The 15417-nt window shown below is 24.1% G+C and carries 28 protein-coding genes; 9 read left to right on the top strand and 19 right to left on the bottom strand.

The features are described from left to right. Positions 1–44 precede the first annotated feature (44 nt). The 9 genes from ACYUDJ_RS18210 to ACYUDJ_RS18250 all read left to right on the top strand — a co-directional run bounded on the left by ACYUDJ_RS18210 (position 45) and on the right by ACYUDJ_RS18250 (position 7632). Positions 45–767, top strand: a complete 723-nt coding sequence (locus ACYUDJ_RS18210) for a hypothetical protein (RefSeq protein WP_460289847.1) — start codon at positions 45–47, stop codon at positions 765–767. 1 nt (position 768) lies between these two features. Continuing rightward, the gene (locus tag ACYUDJ_RS18215; protein ID WP_460289848.1) at positions 769–1527 is read left to right on the top strand and encodes a cell adhesion protein; all 759 of its coding nucleotides are present in this window, start codon (positions 769–771) and stop codon (positions 1525–1527) included. A gap of 14 nt (positions 1528–1541) precedes the next feature. After that, positions 1542–2519: a LamG domain-containing protein gene (locus tag ACYUDJ_RS18220; protein ID WP_460289849.1), complete on the top strand. Its 978-nt coding sequence runs from the start codon at positions 1542–1544 to the stop codon at positions 2517–2519. A gap of 71 nt (positions 2520–2590) precedes the next feature. Then, positions 2591–3502 carry a hypothetical protein gene (locus ACYUDJ_RS18225; RefSeq protein ID WP_460289850.1) on the top strand — a complete coding sequence of 304 codons (912 nt, stop codon included), beginning with the start codon at positions 2591–2593 and terminating at the stop codon, positions 3500–3502. A gap of 481 nt (positions 3503–3983) precedes the next feature. Continuing rightward, positions 3984–5153: a hypothetical protein gene (locus ACYUDJ_RS18230; RefSeq protein WP_460289851.1), complete on the top strand. Its 1170-nt coding sequence runs from the start codon at positions 3984–3986 to the stop codon at positions 5151–5153. Positions 5154–5238: 85 nt separating this feature from the next. Next, positions 5239–6051 (top strand): tyrosine-type recombinase/integrase, encoded by an 813-nt coding sequence (locus ACYUDJ_RS18235; RefSeq protein ID WP_460289852.1) that lies wholly within the window; start codon positions 5239–5241, stop codon positions 6049–6051. 58 nt (positions 6052–6109) lie between these two features. Further along, positions 6110–6322 carry a hypothetical protein gene (locus tag ACYUDJ_RS18240; RefSeq protein WP_460289853.1) on the top strand — a complete coding sequence of 71 codons (213 nt, stop codon included), beginning with the start codon at positions 6110–6112 and terminating at the stop codon, positions 6320–6322. Positions 6323–6356: 34 nt separating this feature from the next. After that, positions 6357–7373, top strand: a complete 1017-nt coding sequence (locus tag ACYUDJ_RS18245; protein ID WP_460289854.1) for a tyrosine-type recombinase/integrase — start codon at positions 6357–6359, stop codon at positions 7371–7373. A gap of 49 nt (positions 7374–7422) precedes the next feature. Next, positions 7423–7632: a hypothetical protein gene (locus ACYUDJ_RS18250; RefSeq protein ID WP_460289855.1), complete on the top strand. Its 210-nt coding sequence runs from the start codon at positions 7423–7425 to the stop codon at positions 7630–7632. A 246-nt stretch (positions 7633–7878) separates the two neighbouring features. Here ACYUDJ_RS18250 and ACYUDJ_RS18255 read toward each other — a convergent pair whose 3' ends face one another. From ACYUDJ_RS18255 to ACYUDJ_RS18345, 19 genes are all read right to left on the bottom strand, one after another. Then, positions 7879–8457 (bottom strand): hypothetical protein, encoded by a 579-nt coding sequence (locus ACYUDJ_RS18255; protein WP_460289856.1) that lies wholly within the window; start codon positions 8455–8457, stop codon positions 7879–7881. 100 nt (positions 8458–8557) lie between these two features. Beyond that, positions 8558–9133, bottom strand: a complete 576-nt coding sequence (locus ACYUDJ_RS18260; protein ID WP_460289857.1) for a hypothetical protein — start codon at positions 9131–9133, stop codon at positions 8558–8560. A gap of 54 nt (positions 9134–9187) precedes the next feature. Beyond that, positions 9188–9934: a nucleoside/nucleotide kinase family protein gene (locus ACYUDJ_RS18265; protein WP_460289858.1), complete on the bottom strand. Its 747-nt coding sequence runs from the start codon at positions 9932–9934 to the stop codon at positions 9188–9190. Between the two features lie 4 nt (positions 9935–9938). Next, positions 9939–10106: a hypothetical protein gene (locus ACYUDJ_RS18270; protein ID WP_460289860.1), complete on the bottom strand. Its 168-nt coding sequence runs from the start codon at positions 10104–10106 to the stop codon at positions 9939–9941. A gap of 10 nt (positions 10107–10116) precedes the next feature. Continuing rightward, a complete protein-coding gene (locus ACYUDJ_RS18275; RefSeq protein ID WP_163279452.1) occupies positions 10117–10419 on the bottom strand; it encodes a hypothetical protein in 303 nt (100 codons plus the stop codon). 17 nt (positions 10420–10436) lie between these two features. After that, positions 10437–10595, bottom strand: a complete 159-nt coding sequence (locus ACYUDJ_RS18280) for a hypothetical protein (RefSeq protein ID WP_460289861.1) — start codon at positions 10593–10595, stop codon at positions 10437–10439. Positions 10596–10642: 47 nt separating this feature from the next. After that, positions 10643–11155, bottom strand: coding sequence for a hypothetical protein (locus ACYUDJ_RS18285; RefSeq protein WP_460289862.1), 513 nt, complete (start codon positions 11153–11155; stop codon positions 10643–10645). Between the two features lie 4 nt (positions 11156–11159). After that, the gene (locus ACYUDJ_RS18290; RefSeq protein WP_460289863.1) at positions 11160–11780 is read right to left on the bottom strand and encodes a DUF5662 family protein; all 621 of its coding nucleotides are present in this window, start codon (positions 11778–11780) and stop codon (positions 11160–11162) included. A 53-nt stretch (positions 11781–11833) separates the two neighbouring features. After that, the gene (locus ACYUDJ_RS18295; protein ID WP_460289864.1) at positions 11834–12010 is read right to left on the bottom strand and encodes a hypothetical protein; all 177 of its coding nucleotides are present in this window, start codon (positions 12008–12010) and stop codon (positions 11834–11836) included. Positions 12011–12031: 21 nt separating this feature from the next. Continuing rightward, entirely contained in the window at positions 12032–12460 is a 429-nt protein-coding gene (locus ACYUDJ_RS18300; protein ID WP_460289865.1) for a nucleoside 2-deoxyribosyltransferase domain-containing protein, read from the bottom strand. Between the two features lie 17 nt (positions 12461–12477). Further along, positions 12478–12699, bottom strand: a complete 222-nt coding sequence (locus ACYUDJ_RS18305) for a hypothetical protein (protein WP_460289866.1) — start codon at positions 12697–12699, stop codon at positions 12478–12480. A gap of 18 nt (positions 12700–12717) precedes the next feature. Continuing rightward, positions 12718–12999 carry a hypothetical protein gene (locus ACYUDJ_RS18310; protein ID WP_460289867.1) on the bottom strand — a complete coding sequence of 94 codons (282 nt, stop codon included), beginning with the start codon at positions 12997–12999 and terminating at the stop codon, positions 12718–12720. A gap of 33 nt (positions 13000–13032) precedes the next feature. After that, positions 13033–13401, bottom strand: coding sequence for a hypothetical protein (locus ACYUDJ_RS18315; protein WP_460289868.1), 369 nt, complete (start codon positions 13399–13401; stop codon positions 13033–13035). A gap of 317 nt (positions 13402–13718) precedes the next feature. Then, positions 13719–14111, bottom strand: a complete 393-nt coding sequence (locus ACYUDJ_RS18320; RefSeq protein ID WP_460289869.1) for a DUF1653 domain-containing protein — start codon at positions 14109–14111, stop codon at positions 13719–13721. A 32-nt stretch (positions 14112–14143) separates the two neighbouring features. Next, positions 14144–14299 (bottom strand): hypothetical protein, encoded by a 156-nt coding sequence (locus tag ACYUDJ_RS18325; RefSeq protein WP_460289870.1) that lies wholly within the window; start codon positions 14297–14299, stop codon positions 14144–14146. A gap of 37 nt (positions 14300–14336) precedes the next feature. Then, positions 14337–14579, bottom strand: coding sequence for a hypothetical protein (locus ACYUDJ_RS18330; protein ID WP_460289871.1), 243 nt, complete (start codon positions 14577–14579; stop codon positions 14337–14339). Positions 14580–14603: 24 nt separating this feature from the next. Beyond that, on the bottom strand, positions 14604–14822 hold the full coding sequence (locus ACYUDJ_RS18335) for a hypothetical protein (RefSeq protein ID WP_460289872.1): 219 nt from the start codon (positions 14820–14822) through the stop codon (positions 14604–14606). Between the two features lie 26 nt (positions 14823–14848). After that, the gene (locus ACYUDJ_RS18340) at positions 14849–15025 is read right to left on the bottom strand and encodes a hypothetical protein (RefSeq protein ID WP_460289873.1); all 177 of its coding nucleotides are present in this window, start codon (positions 15023–15025) and stop codon (positions 14849–14851) included. Positions 15026–15060: 35 nt separating this feature from the next. Then, entirely contained in the window at positions 15061–15240 is a 180-nt protein-coding gene (locus ACYUDJ_RS18345; protein ID WP_460289874.1) for a hypothetical protein, read from the bottom strand. Between the last annotated feature and the right edge of the window lie 177 nt (positions 15241–15417).

A 15417-nucleotide genomic window follows, 5' to 3' on the forward strand; every position in this document is an offset into this window, starting at 1 on the left:
ACTAACAAATTAAAAATGAATTTTAAAGAAAGGAGATAAATGATATGCAAAAAGTTAATTTAATACCTATTATGACAAGTGATATAACTCCTAGTGGAGAATGTAAAGTTAGCTCCGTTGACTCATCTAACTATACTCAAGCATTTAAGGCTTTCGATGGAGATATAACAACAAATTGGGTAAATAAATATACTTCTACTTCTAAATGGATTTCTTACATATTTCCTTCTTTTACAGTAGTTAATGAGCTATTGTTTGTATACAATAATGCAAAGATATATTGGAACTCAGTAGACTTGTATGGTGACAATAATTTATTATGCAATATTTCAGAAAGCGAAGGGATTGTCATTGATAATAATAATAAACAAATTAATAAAAGTTTTAATAATGCTAATAGATACAAAGAGTATAAATTAGTTTTTAATTCAAATAATGGAGATACAGCCAATTGGATTTATATACATACAATAGAAATGTATTTTAATAAAAAAAATAAATATTTATTAGGACAAAACGATCAATATTATACGATAAAATCTGACTTTTATAAAAATGGTAATTATGAACCTATTACACAATTAGAAGGGAAGGAAATATTAGAACAATCTGATTTTGAAACTTATGGTATAGATGATTTAAATTTATTAACTAAAACTATAGATACACAAATCATTAATGGTGTTAACAAGGGGAATTTAAGTAATGGTAAATTATTTGAAATACCTTTTAATAATGATTTTATGAATATAAGTGAGGTGAGATAAGATGGCTAGAGTAGGAGAACAGTTACTACAACCAGAAACAGGCTGGAAGAACTATGAATGTGATGATATAAATATAATATATGTTGGAGAGGGATGGAATTTAAGAACTGATTCTTGGTATATTGGAAATAAGGGCATGGCAACTAATGGAAGTATAGGCGAAAAATATGTAAAATTTAATTTTATAGGAACAAAATTAAGAATAATAGCAAACACAAATATAGTAAACAAAGCAAAAGAGGTGTCTATTAATATAGATGGTAAAATAAATGATAGTTTTACTGAATGTTATAACGACACATTGGGATGCTTAGTTTATGAAAAATTAGGATTAGAAAACAAAGAACATTCAGTAAAAATCTATGCCAATATCAATGATAATATTTTCAAGTATTTTAATATTGATAATATTCATATAGATTCAATAGGGATTTTAAAATCTTATAGACTGTATAAATATTTAATTCAAGATAAAAACAATATTTTATACACACTAAATGGAATTGATTTAGTGCAAGCTCCATTACAAATATTAGATGAAAATAACTTTATAGATAATGGATTTACAGATACTGATCTAATAACTAAAGATTTATTATTAAACAAATTTGAAAATTTAGAAGAAATTAAATTACTTGTATATACGGATGATTTAGAAAAAAACAAATGTGAAATGATTTATAATTGTGAGCCATATAGACCAATAGATAAGTTAAAGAAAAATAGTGATATTTGTAATATATTATTTAAGGAAGTATAGGAGGGTGTAATAAAGTGAATAAGTATGCTTTAAATTTTAATCGAGGATATAGCATAATTCCTATATCTAATAGTGATTTTATATATAATCAACATACAATTGAAATGTGGTTTAAAGCTCCCTCTGGTAATACTAGACGTTTTTTTATAGAAAGTAGTCCTGATTTTACAATTTCAATTGGATTTCAAACTGATGGTACTATAGAAATATATACTAATCCAAATAATTTTAAAAAAACAACCAAAAGATATGATGATAATAAATTTCATCATTTAGCATATGTATTTAATAAAGGAGTAGAACGATGTTTGTATATTGACGGAGAAAAAGTGATTGACAGTTTTGATATTAATAGTTTTGGAACTTTTTCTAAATTAGTTTTAGGTAGCTATAGGGATTATAATGATAGATGGTTTCAAGGTAGTATTGACGAATTAAGAATATGGAATATAGCAAGAAATGTTAATGATATTATAAAAAATGCAAATACTATAGTAAATCCACATGCAAATGGTTTATTAGGATATTGGAGATTTGATGAAGGGGTTAGAAATACTGTATATGATTTAACTTCTAATAATAGAAATATAATAATAAATGGGGATTTTAACTGGACTAATAATTCAGCTCCTATAGATTATTTAATAAAATATTTAATAAAACAAGATAATAACTATTACTCAATAAATAATAATTATATAGATTTAGGAACTATAGATAATAGTGAAGAGTTAAACAATATAATAGATGAATATGGTTATAATGATATATCCATACTCACTAAAGAATTAAATACTAAAAGAATACCTACAAAGCCAGAAAATGATTATTACAAGTCCTTTGATATTAATCTAAATGATATAAAAGACAGTATAAATCTTATAGAAGAAGATGATAAAAAATATATTGAATATGGCTGCAATAATTATAAAATATCAGATAAGGTTAAAGAAATCAATAATGCTAAATTCGAAGTATTAATGAAAGAATAATAAAGATAATAATATAAAATATTCATTTTAAATAGAATAATTTTAAAATATAGATTGGAAGTGGTAATGTTATGGGTTTAATAACATGGGATATAAATAAAAAATATGGAGATGTAAATTTTACGAATCAAAACTTAACAACTCGCTTAATTTCGAGTAGAAGTAAAGTTTGTTCCACATCATCTAAAAAAGGAGGAAAATTTTATATAGAATTAACAACTAATAAATATCAACTTGGAGTTTACTTGGGAATATTTAATATAGATAATTATAATATAATTAATTCAGACTATCCACCTTCTAGTAATAATGTAAACAGTATAATAACAACTAATTATCCTCATACAGATAATTTAATTTTTAATACAGGAGATATTACTGGAATGGCGATTGATGGGGATAAAGGTGTAGTAAAATTCTATTGCAATGGGCAACTAATGTTAGAAAAGGAGTTTAATTTCCAAAACTTCAACATAATATTAGGATGTGCTTCAATGGATTGGAATGAACATACTGCTAACTTTGGCGCAACCCAATTTGATATAACAACTTCTAACCCAGAGGAATGGGAAAAATTAGAAAGAGAAGGGTATGCCCCATATGATAATAAGAATGCTAATTGGTTTAAGACTGATAAATATCTAATCAATCAAAATAAAAATTATTATTTAATTAATTCTAATTTCTTAAATCTCGGGCAACCTACAGATAATACTCAATTGCAAAATTGGTACAATAAATATGGCGCAGATGATGTAAATATTATAACTGAAAACTTAAATAATAAAGAGTTTCCTATGTCTAAATCTGAAAATGGAATATGGAAAACTGATTTTCAATTAGATATGAATGATGTTACGGATAATATTGACTTGGTTGATACAGATGAGAATAATAAATCTATTAAATATGATTGTAATGATTATAGAATACTAGATTTGTGCGATGATGAATTTGATATAAGAATGTTTAAAGAAAAATAGAGAAGGATTAGATATACACCCTTCTCTAGTAAAATGTAATATGGGATTAAAATAGCTAATATTTAATAATGTTACTCATATGTTAACATAAATTATAAAATATGTAAACCTCTCTTATTTCATTTAAGTTGGCTGTAGAATTTTATTAAACAGATATTTGTACATGAATAAAATTCTATTTTCAAAAATTTCAATAGAATTGAAACCAATAATTTGATAAACAACTTTCAAAAATAATTTTTTATTAGTATATAAATTTGTTTATGGCTTGCTAATTAATAATAATTGTTGTTATCAATTAATAATATATACGAATTTTATTTATTAATTCATTTTTCAATTTTTCATCATTTAAAACCTAAAACAAAACAATTATATATTTTTTTAAAAAACAGACTATGAATTTTATTATTTGTAGTCTGTTTTTCATGACAATAATAATCATTTTTATTAATAGCTTTTTAAAAAAGGGGTGTTGTGTTTGGAATATAATTCTGAAAAGAAATGGTCTATAAATGTAAATGAATCTTTATATAACAAATTTTTGACTGCTTGTAAATTTATCAATAATAATTTAGAAGAAAAAGTATATGGAGACAACAATATAGTGATTACATATTTATTAAAATATATAAATGTACATATAAACGATGACAACTATTCTAAAATTTTAAATGAAAATAAAAACATATCTTATGGTAAATGTTCAAAGTCAATAGTAGTTTTTGTACCTTTGTTAGAATGGGAATGTTTTGACAAACATATTAATAATTTTAAAATAATTCCATGTGAAATGTTATATTTGTTTATGATAGATATAATAGAAAAAGAATACAATAGTAAAAATGTTAATAATAATATTGATATACAAAAATATAAAATAAAAAAGAATACTAGAATAACTCTTAAAGGAGATTTTCCTGAAAGTGTTATAGATTTTAAACTAAAAAACAATGAAAAAATAAAAGTAAAGCAATTAGTTGATGAAAAATTTCCTATAATAAATAACGCAAATAATAAGCTATTAGGCAATATGGAAAATAGATATTTTATTTTTGAAAATATCTATAAAATGAGATATTATTTTAATTATGCTCCTAAGGAGATATATACTTGCTTGAATAGAAGTGATAGAACAATTCAAAAATGGTTAAAAATTTTGAATTGGCATTTTGATATATATGAAGCTCAAAGTAAAACTGTGAAGCGAGGGTTACGAGATTATAATAAAATTACAATATCAAGAAAGAAAACTCAGTTTAAAAACGCTATTTTTGGTAGTAAATCAGAAGAATATATAAGGCAAAAAATCAACATATTATTAACTGAACAGTTTAATAATTATGAAGTTATTGTTGGAGAAAACAACACTTCTATTCTTGATAACGGAAACGAAATTGATATACCTATTATAATGATAAATAAACATAATAACCAATTATACAAAATAGCGATTGAGTGCAATGGAGATATTTGGCATAATCAAATTGAAGAAAAAGATATATATAAGAAAAATTTTATACATAATAAAGGATACACCCTCTTCTACATATATGTGGCTGGGAACACGAAAATACAAAGAGAAAAATATAAAACTATAGATCATCAAATAAACACTGTATGTGAAAAAATAAAAGATATGATTGTTTGATTAATTTTCTTCCCATAAGAATAGTTATGGGAAGAAATTGCTAAAAGAATCATAATATATTATAATATTCTTGAGGTGTAATATAATGAATGGAAACATAAAACATTTTCAAGAATATCTAATTAAAAATAAAAAGGATTTAAAAACAATTGATTCTTATATCACAGATGTTGAGTTGTTTTTTCAATACATAAACAAAACTATTGAAAATATTAATGATTTAGATATTGAAAAATATAAAAGTTTTCTTTTTAATAAAGGATATAAAATTTCATCTATTAATAGAAAAATGGTTGCTTTAAATATATTTATGAAGTTTTGTGAAAAAAATATAAATATCAACCAAGAAAAAGTTCAAGTTCAAAATTTTTTAGATAATGTATTGGAAAGTAATGAACTTCTTAAAATTATTGAACAAGCAGAATTAAAGCAAGACTATAGAGCTAAGGCGTTGCTTCTAACAATGTATTATACTGGAATGAGAATTAGTGAATGTCTTCAATTAACAGTTTATGATATTAATAAAGATACAATTATTATTAAAGGCAAAGGGAAAAAATATAGAAATGTATTTATTCCAAATAAATTAAAATTAATATGGAAAGAGTATCTGAATTATAGAATTGAAAAAGGAGACAAGCTATTTACTGGTATCCGAGGTGGTATAACAAGAAGATATGCAAATGATATTTTCAAAAAATATGCATTATTAGCAGGAATAGATAAAGAAAAAGCACATAATCACAATCTTAGACATTTATATTGTAGGAAAATGATTTCTAAAAAAATAGATATAGCTACTTTAGCTGATTTGGTCGGACATTCAGATATCAATGTCACAAGAAAATATTTGGTTAAATCTAAAAAAGAATTATTAGATATTATAAATGATTTATAAGTTAGTTTCATACTAGCTTATTTTTTTATATATTTTAAAAGAAAAGTGGTGATAAAAAATGAGATATTACTTGTGTTTTTCTTGGAAACAGAAAGAATTTCTAAAAGAACATGGATTTAAATATAAATTTAAGGCAAGACATGTCGGAAATGGAAAGGTTTTTTACTTTTATTTTTGGAGCTATTCATTAGACTTGTGTCTAAGAGAATATAGTGAGATTAAAAGAATTAAATTAGAATTAAAACAAGATTTTAATTCTAATTTAAAATAATTTAACAATATTATTTAATAGGGAGGCGTTTAATATGGCTAAAGTTAAAAGAGTTAAATATTTTACCAAAGAAAAATTAGATTTGATTAGTAAAAGTAACTGGGATAAATATGAAAAATATTTAAAAAGTAATATAATCAAAAATAAAGATGTTAAAAATACCACATATAAGGTATATAAAAATTATATGCAACATTTTTTAGTATATCTAGCAGAAGAATGGGATAATGTTGATTTATATGATGAAGATTTTATGGAAAATGCAATAGACATAATGGAGGGTTTTATATTATTCTGCCAAGATACTTTAAAAAATAATAAGAAAGTAATAAACACAAAAATATCTGCGGTTTCTAGTTTTTATTTATGGAGTATGAGAAGAAGACATATAGAATTTCATCCATTTGATAAAAGATTAGAAAGAATGAAAGGAGCAAGAGAAGAAAAAATTATAAATGCTTATTTTTTAACAGAAGAACAAATAAAGCAAATCAATGAAGGATTAATAGAAAATAAAGGCAATAAGTTTGATTTGTTAGATTTAGTGTTATGGAATGTAGCTTTAGATAGTGCTAATAGAATTGGAGCATTGAATAGACTAACTTTATCTCAATTAGATTTAGATAATTGCTGCTTTAAAGATATTCGTGAGAAGGAAGGGTATATAGTAGATGTAAGTTTTAATGAAAACACAAAAGAATTAATCTTAAAATGGTTAGAATATAGAAAAGAACATATGGATAATCTTGAAATAGATGCTCTGTTTATATCAAGATATGATGGAAAATATAATAAAATGACTAAAGGAACTTTACAAAGAAGAATAAAAAAGATTGGGACTATAATAGGACTGGATGATTTTCACGCACACTGTATTCGTAAAACAAAAAGTAATAGCTTATTAGATACTGGAATAGACCCTAGCCTAGTTAGCCGATATCTTAATCATAAAGATATTTCAACAACTTTATCATTTTACCAAAAGCCGAAATCTTCTACAGAAATTAGGGACGAAATTAAAAATCAAATTAAAAATTTATCAAGTAAATAATGATTTAAACTACATTTTTAGTACATATAAACAAAAGAAGGTGAAATTGATGAACAGTAAGGAAATAAACATTGATAAAACCAATATTTCTAAGACTCATATAACTAAAACTCAAGTTATGCAAATACTATACAAAGATTTACAAGACACACATACAGAATTTCACAATACACATACTTTTGATTTCTCAAAAGGTTATATAAAAGGGAAAGAAGATACTATAAGAAAAATAGAATTGTTGTTACAGATATTAGATTAAATAAAATAATTATATATTCAATCCAATAAATTAAATAATACCAAAACTATTAGTAAGGAAGGATATAAATCAATGGGGTTGATAATATTACCTTCATAGTTTTGGTATTACAACCATATTTATTTAAAATTCTCTTTAATTATATAATAATTTTTTTCATATGTCAAACGTTTATTCGATAGTTATTTGAAATATTTTGGGGATAATAGTCTATTAATTAGATTATTATCCCCATTTTTTTACTTTTTATTTCTGTTTAAATTTTAAACATTTTTTCTCTCCTGTATCAAAATTAATTTCTAGATTTTCTTGTATTCTACTTTCTAAAGCATTCTTATATATAGAACAGCCACCCTTTTGCCCTATTTTATTTCCCTTTTTACAATTGTTGCAATATGTATTTATGAACTTATTATAATCTTCTTTATTATCAAATACTCCTATGTCGGGTGCATATTTTATTTCTAATTCTACACGAGGATTTTTTGAATCATAATAAATTTTCACATCTTTATTCATAGATATATTATCATCATTCCATATTTTCAAATCCTTAAATTTATCACTAAATTCTGTAATAGCATCTATTGCACATTTATATCTGTTATTTGTATCGTTTTTTATCGAAGGGAAAAACCAAGTCCAATATAAATACACAAATGAATTATTTTCTATTGGTTTAAAATTTTGTTTATCTAATGCTTTTTTTATTAATTTAATCATATCTTTTTTAAATTTCTTGGCTTCAGCAGTTTCATACATCATAGCCATAGCATAATATTTTTTCTTTATAGGATTAAATTTCAAAATTCCTCTTGGTTTCATATAATCATTATTGATACTAGGCGGTATCGGAATTGTTAATTTTAAAGTATTCGCAATCTCTTTACTAATATAAATCACTCCTTAATTATATTTTAATAAATTATTTTGTATTATTATTTTGTTCTCCACAAATTAAATAAGAATGAGGTAATGTTTCAATCCATTTACAAAATTCACGCCATTCAGGTAATCTATGATTTTTTCTTTGAGAATAGACAGTTTTTAAAGCTCTATAATTAGTTGTAAGCCTTGCGGTTAATTCAAATCCACTAGGGTTGCTATATAATAGTTTTAAATAGTCTTCCTTATCTTGTGTCTTGTTATATGTATATTTTAATTCTTCCATGATATCTATTATTCTCTTATCAACATATTCGTTATATTGAGTTTTTAAATCAAATTTAGCTATTCTATGCATTGTACTTTGACTAGATACAAAATTAATAAAATTATATCTTTCTAACTCAACCCATGCTTTGTTACTAAAGGTCAAATCAAATGACACTAAAATTCCTTGCAGAAAATTATCATGACCTTCGCCCTTGTTAGACTGTGCTAATTTTATAACAGTATCTGTGATATTGGATTTACATCTTTCAGTATCGGTTGCCATAGGGTATTTACTTGCAGCTATGCTTTCTTCTAAATCATATATTTTAACATTTTCTATTTTCATTCTACTACCTCCAAATTATTAAATTATTTTATAATATATGTTTATACAATTTATTTACTTTATCTCTTCTAATTCATTTCCAAAGAAATAAGCGGTTTCATTATCATTAAATAATACTTTGTATTTTATTGTACCATCATTAAATTTAATATATGAATAAATACTTCCTACTTGCCCTATGTAATCTATTAAGTGTTTAGCTTTTTTCATATCATTAATTTGTCTAATTTTAATACTATCTCCTATTTCATGATTTTTCATAGGTTTAATAAATTTAAAGGTATCTAATATTTTGGTTTCTAAATTATTTAATCCATTTTCAGATTCTATGTAATAATCAAATTTATAATCATCTAAAGCTGTTTCAGATATATGTTTTTGCTGTTCTTCGGTTAAAGGACTAATAAAATCTTTTCTACTCACTCTTATTGTTTGTACCATATTAGGAAATGCTTGTTTAATCAATTCTATTTCATTAGGAAATCTAGCATCAGTAATAAATATATATTTGTATTCATTACCTACTATTTTTATAGTATCTATAACTCTATCTACCCAATAATCAGGTTTGTTTAATCCTTTTCTTACTCTTTCTGTACCTAGCTCTTGTAATGTTTCTCTACCTTTTTCATCTTTTATACCATTCCATCCAAGATATTGTTTTGCTATAAATTTAACATAATCTCCATAAGCTATTCTTAAACATTTTTCGTTATAAAATTCTAAGTGTTTTTTCATTATTTCATATGTAGAGTCCTTACCATTTCTTGCTTTTCCTGATATAATAAATATCTTTTTCATATAATTATTTATCTCCTTTCTTAAATTGTTTTATTTGATATTTTAATTGTTCTAATATTTCCTTTTCTGTATCATGTTTATAATTAGTTTTTTCTATTAATTCCATAGCTTGTACATCGTTTATTTCTGATATGTGTTTTTTAATAACCTTTATATACTTGTTTATATTCATTTAATCACTCCTATTTTATATAATCATTTTTAATTATAAATGAATTACAAGTAAATCCATACCCACAATTACATTTATTAATTTTGCATTGCCCACCCTCTACAAATGTATAAGGTGATTCTATATAACTCTTACAACAAGTACAATCTCCTATAAAGTGTTGAAATGGATGAGAACATTTTATATTTTTATCATTAATTAATTTAATATCTTCTTTTTTAGGTATTTGTGCTATTAGTTTATTTAATAATTTTTTATGTTGTGTTAATTCTTGTTTTGTAGGTTTAAAAGCTTTCCTAAAGTCACTAAACATTCAATTTCTCCTTTAAATTATGATAGTGTTGTTAAGGCATATATAAGAACCATTGACACACCTGTTATTACACCTATAATATATTCATCAAATATTTCAGATTTACTTGCTTTAGCAATTTTATCTCCTATGACATTTATTATTGCTATCATAATTATTCCTAATAAATATTTCATAATTTCCCTCCTTTCAGTTTTGATAAAAGTTGAGTTTTATAGCATTATTAAATTGTTTTGTATTTTTCAATTAATATTTCTAAATCTTCTACCAAATTTTTTAATTTTAAATTATCTCTTTGAATTGTAAAAGGTTCATTTATTAGCAAATCATCAACACCTAAGTTTTCTTCTCTTAAACTCGATACTTTTTTTCTAAAGTCCCTACCAATTACTATATCATTTTTATTTAAGTTAATTTCTTGATACATCTTAATAATTTCCCATGTTGAATATTGATTTTGTAGAAGATTCTTAAATGTTATTCTTTTATATTCTGAAAAATTTTTATAAAAATCTAAATTGCTATATTCCAAATTTCCATCTGATGTTATTCTATAGCAAGTGTTTTCTTTATAATCGTTAAAATAACTTTTTTCTATTAGTCTTAAATTCCAACACCATTTAATCCCTTTATTATGTAAATAAATTAAAAACTTATTTGCTTCTTGTTTAGTTTTACAATTAACAACTAGCTTTCCTTTTGAAAACTCATTCCATAATTCTTCATTCAACTTCATAAAACTAAACACTCTCTTTCTTGGATAAATTTTTTAAATCTTCTTTTATAGTTTTTCCTTGAGCTTCACATAATTCTTTCCATGTCATATTAAAAACAACTGCTTCACCTAGCAATCCTAATTCAAATTCCAAATTTATTCTTGATTTATGTTTTAATTTAATTTTGTCATAATTTTTACAATAAAAGTCTTGAGGGGTATCTCCAAATTTAATAGACATTGCTGACCAATCACATATCATTTCAATAATATACCTTAAAGGCATTTCTAAATTTTTTTCATGCCAATAATTCCAGTGATGCTTGTTTCTATCTTTATGATGTTGCCATGCCTTATTAAAATCTCTTTTTATGTCCTCTTTTGTTTTTATTTTGTCTTTATTCTGTATGCATGGAACATCAAATAATACTGCATCTGAAGAATAATTACCATAAAAATACTTTGCATAAGGTATAAATTCTTTAGGATTAAATTTGCTTAAATCATGTGTGAAAGCATGGATAATTAAATCCCTTTTATCTTTACCTTTATATTGCTTGGACTTTTCTATACATTCTTTAAACACATTTTTCTTATGTTCACAAACATATTTGAAATACTTTATGTATATATTTATATCAATCACTCCTTTTATATATTATTAAATTATTTTATATTAATATAAAGTTATCATTTTATTTATAATTTTTCTTCTTTTCTTAGTAAGTACCATATAATTATAAAGCCACAAGTCATAAATCCAGTTAACCATATTATAAAATTAGGTGCTATATGATTTTGAGATATTTTAAGTCCAAATATGTTCCAAAATATTATAAATAAGAAAACTAATAAATTCTTTTTAATTTTATTCATCTGTTATACCATACTCCTTTATTAATTATTTAAATAATCAGCCACTTCTTCTAAAGTTTTAAAATATTTACCTCCATTTCTTTCTATCATCTTACCTACTTGTTTTAAAGAACGTAACTGTCCTTTATCAAATTTTAGTTTTGCAACAGGCATTGATGTTAATTGTTTTGCAAAGTCATCATCTTCCTTCTCTAAGTAGCAGAATATAGTCTTTTGAGGTCTTTTATTACTATCATCAATCACTTCTGCTATGCTATAAACACCTGTCATTCTTGGTGTTATTACATATAAGCAAAAATCACAAGTCTCTCTTTGTCTTATTTCTTCTGCCATACATTCAGGTGTCCAGTCTTCAACCACAGGGTTAAAATAGTCAATTTTCAATAGTTGAATTAATTTATTCCTCCACTTACTGTCATTGCAAGTTCCACCTAAAAACACTTTTTTCATATTATCATTCTCCTATCTTATTTACATAATTTATATAATTCTTCAACCTTATCAGATATATCATCTAATAATTTTAGTATTTGATTATACTCTTTTGTATCACCTTGAAATTTACATTGTAATCCATGTATATTCATTCCATTACCATATAAAATATTAAAGTCATCTTCTTTTGAATTTATATGTATGAAATCAGAATTCTTATCATAAGATATTTTTAAAAGTTTATCTTTATTCACTTTAATCACCTTTCTTTTTTAATATAACTTTTTATGTATGCACCTTTGACTATTCAATGGATATTTAGCAAATTTTTTAATATCTTTAATTTTATATTCTTTTAGATCAAACCATGTTGTCATTTTACCATTCAATATTTCGTTATTATATAATTGAATATTTTTTGTTCCAATTTTAAAAACAATGCCTGAAATAGTTTTATCTTTAAATTGTATTGAAACTTTATCACCTCGTCTTATTTCTTTATATTTGTTACATCCATAACTATATAAATATCTATCTATTCTTGAATTAATCATATTGTCTTATCACACTCCTTTATTTAGCAAATTTTATATTTCTTCTAAAGCAACTTTCTTTAAGAATTTAAATCCCTCATGTTCTTTTTCTACTAATTCAATTAATGTATCTCCAAACAAACAACTAAACCCTTCAAGAGAAAAATCTTCTAAGTTTAATAAATCCATATGCTTTCCTTCAGAAAGAGTAACGACTACAAATCTTAATTGCTCATCATCTTTATCGTCATTGTCAAATACTAATACATCTTTTGGGAATATATATCTTGTTAATGAATTAATTCTAATATCAGTATTACCTACCCCGCCACGAATTTCACTTGCATTAACTTCATAAGCCAAATTAAAATATGTTGCTGATTGATTTACATAAACCAAATTTTTCTTTGCTATTTCTTGCACTTCTGATAACTTTGGGTCATTATAATGGTTTAATATAGTTTTTATTTTTATTCCTCCTTTATCAAATTATTTTATATAAAATACTGATTTTATTGTATTTTTATCCTTGAGAAATGTAGCATGAGTGAGTATTAGGGAGTATTCAAGAGATAAAAATACAACTTTTTCAATTTATGAATAATTTATATAATTTTTAATTATAATAACTACAAACAAGAGAGAAAATATTATAAATTAAAGTATGAGGTCTTTTGTTATGATATTAAGTTTTGTATTTTCTCTCTTGTCTGCTTATTACAATATCTTCGGATTGTGAACTAATACTTCACCATCTCAAATCTATATTTTTGTTGTGCCTCTGGGTATTTTTCTTTATCTACTTTACTTGCAAACATATTTAAAGGTCTTGCATATGGGAATTTTGAACAATCATATAGTGCTTTATATATTATTAAAGCTTCATCACTATCTTTAGGATTATGATAATACTGTCCTTCTTTTTCAAATAATGTTATTGTAGTTTCTCTTTCTGTTAATTTGACAGTGAAAATATTAACTCCAATTGTGTTAAATAAATCATTAAGTATATTATCATACTCTGATATTGGTTTGCTTATAAACATTGTTGCATACATATAATTATTTAACACCCCCTCTTTAGAATGTTTAAAATGTTTATATATTGCAGGACATACTATTTCTTTACTCATTGCTTATTCCCTCCTAATCTTTAAATTATAAACTAGATTTTATAAAGTATCATACAATCATCTATATATTTAAAAGTATCACTATCATTATTTTTAAAGTATTTAAACCCATTAATTTCAATAATAGTAAAAACATTTCCATTAATGTGTTTTAATTTATCTCCTATTTCAAAATCCTTTGCTAACATAATATCTCCCCCTTTTATAATCAGAACATAATACTACTTATATATCATCAACATGATAGTCTATAAAAACAACTTCACCATCTGGATAATTTTCACTACTAATTTCAACTCTTGGAGCATAATTATTCTCTTCTGTGTAAACTTGGCACTCTACTTTAGTAGTTTTATATTTAAATCCACATAAGTTCATATCTTCTTTTATAATATTTTTTACTTTTTCTATTCCACCAGTAGACATTAGATTTTCTAAAATATTATCTAAATATTCATCCAAATTCATTTAGTTTCTCTCCTTTAAGATAAGTCAATATTGTTTTAAAGTCTTATCTATCTTTTCTTTAAGTTCATTTAAACACTTTTCACACAATGCTATTTCATTACAACAATTTAAAAACTCGATGTTATAAATAATGTCATAGTTTAATATAAAATCATCATCTTTATCACTAAATCGAGTTATATTATCGCAATTGTCGCAACAGTCATTTATACCAGCAATTTTTCTTTTACTTATTTTTATCATTTGTACGTTTCTCCTTCATTATATAATCATTTCTGTACCTTCTTAACTGTTGCGAATTCTATTTTTGTAACAAAATTGACACTAAAAGGTTTACCACACTTTTCACAATCCATTGAAAATTCACCTTCCATGTCTCCACATTCTATATAATCAAGACCATCATGTTTATGTTCACAATAAGGACATTTTATTGTATAATCCATATTTAAACTCCTTACTAATATATTTGTATTATAACTTAATCTTTATCTATCTTGAATTTAACCTTTTCAAAAGAATTAGCATCTGCAACCCCAGTAACACCATCTTCAGTAGTTTCATAATACTTTTTAGCCTTTTCTAATGATTCCTTTTCACTACTAGCTTCTACATCTATATAGTAGGTATAAGTTTCTGTAATTTTAATTTTGTGTTTCATTGCCTATTGTCCTTTCATTTCATCTTATATTTGTATTGCGATGCTATTTATTTTCCCAAACACCAATTTGTATAGATTGATTTTGGGTTGTATAATATCTTTCTTTGTGAAGCTCCATATTTTCATTTTTAACTTTTTCAGCACATTCTTGACAACAACATGGCACAAAGAGTAATT

The organism is Clostridium sp. CTA-6, assembly GCF_054768115.1.

What these genes read in the sequence shown, in the direction of transcription:
- ACYUDJ_RS18210 (WP_460289847.1), top strand. Translation starts at nt 45, where the DNA reads ATGCAAAAAGTTAATTTAATACCTATTATGACAAGTGATATAACTCCT.
- ACYUDJ_RS18215 (WP_460289848.1), top strand. Translation starts at nt 769, where the DNA reads ATGGCTAGAGTAGGAGAACAGTTACTACAACCAGAAACAGGCTGGAAG.
- ACYUDJ_RS18225 (WP_460289850.1), top strand. Translation starts at nt 2,591, where the DNA reads ATGGGTTTAATAACATGGGATATAAATAAAAAATATGGAGATGTAAAT.
- ACYUDJ_RS18235 (WP_460289852.1), top strand. Translation starts at nt 5,239, where the DNA reads ATGAATGGAAACATAAAACATTTTCAAGAATATCTAATTAAAAATAAA.
- ACYUDJ_RS18240 (WP_460289853.1), top strand. Translation starts at nt 6,110, where the DNA reads ATGAGATATTACTTGTGTTTTTCTTGGAAACAGAAAGAATTTCTAAAA.
- ACYUDJ_RS18245 (WP_460289854.1), top strand. Translation starts at nt 6,357, where the DNA reads ATGGCTAAAGTTAAAAGAGTTAAATATTTTACCAAAGAAAAATTAGAT.
- ACYUDJ_RS18250 (WP_460289855.1), top strand. Translation starts at nt 7,423, where the DNA reads ATGAACAGTAAGGAAATAAACATTGATAAAACCAATATTTCTAAGACT.
- ACYUDJ_RS18255 (WP_460289856.1), bottom strand. Translation starts at nt 8,457, where the DNA reads ATGAAACCAAGAGGAATTTTGAAATTTAATCCTATAAAGAAAAAATAT.
- ACYUDJ_RS18260 (WP_460289857.1), bottom strand. Translation starts at nt 9,133, where the DNA reads ATGAAAATAGAAAATGTTAAAATATATGATTTAGAAGAAAGCATAGCT.
- ACYUDJ_RS18265 (WP_460289858.1), bottom strand. Translation starts at nt 9,934, where the DNA reads ATGAAAAAGATATTTATTATATCAGGAAAAGCAAGAAATGGTAAGGAC.
- ACYUDJ_RS18270 (WP_460289860.1), bottom strand. Translation starts at nt 10,106, where the DNA reads ATGAATATAAACAAGTATATAAAGGTTATTAAAAAACACATATCAGAA.
- ACYUDJ_RS18275 (WP_163279452.1), bottom strand. Translation starts at nt 10,419, where the DNA reads ATGTTTAGTGACTTTAGGAAAGCTTTTAAACCTACAAAACAAGAATTA.
- ACYUDJ_RS18280 (WP_460289861.1), bottom strand. Translation starts at nt 10,595, where the DNA reads ATGAAATATTTATTAGGAATAATTATGATAGCAATAATAAATGTCATA.
- ACYUDJ_RS18285 (WP_460289862.1), bottom strand. Translation starts at nt 11,155, where the DNA reads ATGAAGTTGAATGAAGAATTATGGAATGAGTTTTCAAAAGGAAAGCTA.
- ACYUDJ_RS18295 (WP_460289864.1), bottom strand. Translation starts at nt 12,010, where the DNA reads ATGAATAAAATTAAAAAGAATTTATTAGTTTTCTTATTTATAATATTT.
- ACYUDJ_RS18300 (WP_460289865.1), bottom strand. Translation starts at nt 12,460, where the DNA reads ATGAAAAAAGTGTTTTTAGGTGGAACTTGCAATGACAGTAAGTGGAGG.
- ACYUDJ_RS18310 (WP_460289867.1), bottom strand. Translation starts at nt 12,999, where the DNA reads ATGATTAATTCAAGAATAGATAGATATTTATATAGTTATGGATGTAAC.
- ACYUDJ_RS18320 (WP_460289869.1), bottom strand. Translation starts at nt 14,111, where the DNA reads ATGAGTAAAGAAATAGTATGTCCTGCAATATATAAACATTTTAAACAT.
- ACYUDJ_RS18325 (WP_460289870.1), bottom strand. Translation starts at nt 14,299, where the DNA reads ATGTTAGCAAAGGATTTTGAAATAGGAGATAAATTAAAACACATTAAT.
- ACYUDJ_RS18330 (WP_460289871.1), bottom strand. Translation starts at nt 14,579, where the DNA reads ATGAATTTGGATGAATATTTAGATAATATTTTAGAAAATCTAATGTCT.
- ACYUDJ_RS18335 (WP_460289872.1), bottom strand. Translation starts at nt 14,822, where the DNA reads ATGATAAAAATAAGTAAAAGAAAAATTGCTGGTATAAATGACTGTTGC.
- ACYUDJ_RS18340 (WP_460289873.1), bottom strand. Translation starts at nt 15,025, where the DNA reads ATGGATTATACAATAAAATGTCCTTATTGTGAACATAAACATGATGGT.
- ACYUDJ_RS18345 (WP_460289874.1), bottom strand. Translation starts at nt 15,240, where the DNA reads ATGAAACACAAAATTAAAATTACAGAAACTTATACCTACTATATAGAT.